Genomic DNA, 2,680 nt, shown 5'->3' with positions numbered 1-2,680 from the left:
CCCCTGGGGCTGGGCACCGACCTCGCCATCTCGGTCCGCGGCCCGGCCGCGCAGACCGGGATCGTCTCGCTCAAAGGCACCCACGGGCGCGTGCCGATGACCGGCATCTGGCCGCGGGCGCCGCGCCGCTTCTGGCACGTCGGCCCGATGGCGCGCTCGATCCGCGACCTTGCGCTGGCCTTCTCGCTGCTTGCCGGCCCCGACGGCGAGGACGGCTACGCCAGCCGGTTCGAGGCCGGCGCGGCGCCCGCACCGGACCGTCCGCTGCGGGTGGGCTGGCTGGTCGAGCCCGGCTTCGGGCCGGTCGATTCCGAGGTCGCGGCGACCGTGCGGGCGGCGGCCGAGGCGCTGGCGAGCCTCGGTCACACGGTGGAGGCCGTGCGCATCCCGGCGCTGGAGCGCGACTTCGCCCTCGACGTGTTCAACAAGCTCCACGTGATGGAGATGAAGCCGGCCTTCCGCGCGGCGACCGCCGGGCACGAAGACCAGATGTACACGATGGCCAGGACCATGCTGTCGCTGCCCGACACCACGATGGCGGAGTACGTCGCGGCCGAGCAGGCGGCGGAGCGGCTCCGCGACGGCTACGCCGCCTACTTCCGCGACCACGACATCCTGCTGACGCCCGTGCTGCCGGTGCCGGCGCACAAGCACGGCATCAAGGAACTCGTCGTCGACGGGAAGACGGTCGACCTGACCTACCTCCAGGGCGCGACGGTGCCGCTGAACGTGACCGGCCTGCCGGGGCTGTCGATGCGGTTCGGAACGAGCCGCGAGGGACTGCCGATCAACGTGCAGGTGGTGGGCAGCTGGCAGGCGGAGGGGACGATCCTGCACGCCGCCGCGCTCCTGGAAGGGGTCAGCCCGGTGCGCGGGCTTCACCCGAGCCTGTAGGCGACCCGCGCGCATCCGGGGCGGGCGCCCCCGCCCTGGACGGGACGCCCCCGGATGCCGACCTACGCCGTCTCGACCGCGCGGACGGTGACCGCCGAGGAGCGGGCTCGCATCGTCGCCATCCATGCGGTCGAGGCGGGGGCACCGCGATGCCTCGTGCAGGTCGTCATCCAGGCGGTCGACCCGGGGTCGATCTTCATCGGCGGCGCGCCGGCCTCGCCCGATCACCTCTGGGTCCGCGTCGCCATCCCCGCGGGCCGGCCCCCGGATCGGAAGGCGCTGTGAGGCGCATCATGGCCGAGACGAGCGCGATCCTCGGCATCGCGGACCACGACGTCTGGGTCGCCATCTCCGAGCATCCCCGCCCACGGCCTCCTGGAATTCGGCACGGTGCTGCGCGAGCCCGGCCAGGAGGATGTTTGGCTCGCATCGCTCCCCGAGCCCTTGCGCGAAAAGCTCCGCCGCATCGCCGGACGCGGAGGCTGCCTAGCCGCCACCGCGCGATTGCGCCAAGCTGCGCCGGAAAATGGGTCCTTGCATGAAACGCATCCTCCGCGCCGCCGCCCTCGTCCTCGCGCTCGGCGCAGGCGCCGCCGAAGCCAAGGTGGTCCGGCTGGAGATCGCGGGCAAGCAGCCCTACGGCAGCTTCGCGGCCGGGGCCTACGAGCGCTGGGACGGGCGGGTCGTCGGCGAGCTGGCGCCGGACGAGGCGGGCATTCCCGATCTCGACAAGGCCGGGCGCAACGCCGCCGGAAAGGTCGAATACGGCGCGCGGATCATCCTGTTCCTGCCGGTCGACCCCGCCGCCGGCAACGGCGCCCTGCTGGTCGATGTGCCCAACCGCGGCAAGGCCTACGCCCACGCGCTCTACAACAGCCCGCGGGCGCTCCCGATGGCGTCGGGCAACCTCGATGCCGGGACCGGCTTCCTGGAGGATCGCGGTTACCGGGTCGCCGAGGTGTACTGGGAACTCGGCCAGGGCGCCGACCTGCCGTCGTTTACCGACGCGGAGGGACGGCGACGCTTCGTCGAGGGGGTCGGCTTCGCCATCGTGCGGGACGCGGCCGACTTCCTCGCGCACGCCGCCGGGGACGCCGCCGGCACGCCGAACCCGCTCGCCGGCGGCGTGAGCCGCACGCTCGCCGTCGGCAAGTCGCAGGACGGGCGCTTCCTCAAGACCTTCCTGCTGCACGGCTTCAACCGGGCCGAGGGCCGGCGCGTCTTCGACGGGATGCACGTCTTCGTCTCGGGCGCCGGGCTGCTGCCGATCCTGCGCTCGGGGCTAGGGCCCGGATCGAGCGCCGACGGCGCGCCGAACTTCGCCGACCCGGAGTTTCCCGGCGTCCACGACGGGCCGCTGACCGTCGGCGCGATCGTCGCCGCGGCCGAGGCGCGGGGAGAGGTGCCGCCCAAGGCGATGCTGCTCAATTCCACCGTGGACTATGCGTCGCTGCGCGCCTCGCTGGGCCGTACCGGCGCCTCGGGTACCGCCGACCTCGCCCTGCCGGGCAACGTCCGGATGTACGACGTGGCCGGCGCCTCGCACGTCACCGTGCTCAAGGCCGAGCCCTGCACCCTGCCGCCGGGGCGGCTCGACTGGGCGCCGGTGGCGCGCGCGACCCTGCAGCGCCTCGACGGATGGGTCGCGCGGAACGAACCTCCGCCCGAGACCCGGCTGATGCCGCTGGAACCCGCAACCGGCGACCCGGCCGTGCTGCAGCCGCCCAAGGCCCTGCCGGATGCGGTGGTGCAGGTGCCGCGACGCGACGCCGACGGCAACCCGCTC

3 protein-coding genes are annotated in these 2,680 nt (G+C 73.8%); all 3 read left to right on the top strand.

Annotated features, from left to right (window positions below; translation table 11 throughout):
- On the top strand, positions 1 to 894 hold an 894-nt coding region (locus tag FV222_RS22370; RefSeq protein WP_147815670.1), incomplete at its 5' end, for an amidase.
- 54 nt (positions 895 to 948) lie between these two features.
- Complete coding sequence (locus tag FV222_RS22365) at positions 949 to 1,179, top strand: hypothetical protein (RefSeq protein ID WP_147815669.1); 231 nt, start codon at positions 949 to 951, stop codon at positions 1,177 to 1,179.
- Positions 1,180 to 1,432: 253 nt separating this feature from the next.
- On the top strand, positions 1,433 to 2,680 hold a 1,248-nt coding region (locus FV222_RS22360), incomplete at its 3' end, for an alpha/beta hydrolase domain-containing protein (protein WP_281406908.1).

This window comes from Methylobacterium sp. WL103 (assembly GCF_008039885.1).
Lineage (GTDB): Bacteria > Pseudomonadota > Alphaproteobacteria > Rhizobiales > Beijerinckiaceae > Methylobacterium > Methylobacterium cerastii.
This window is presented reverse-complemented; position numbering and strand designations above follow the sequence as displayed.

What these genes read in the sequence shown, in the direction of transcription:
- FV222_RS22365 (WP_147815669.1), top strand. Translation starts at nt 949, where the DNA reads ATGCCGACCTACGCCGTCTCGACCGCGCGGACGGTGACCGCCGAGGAG.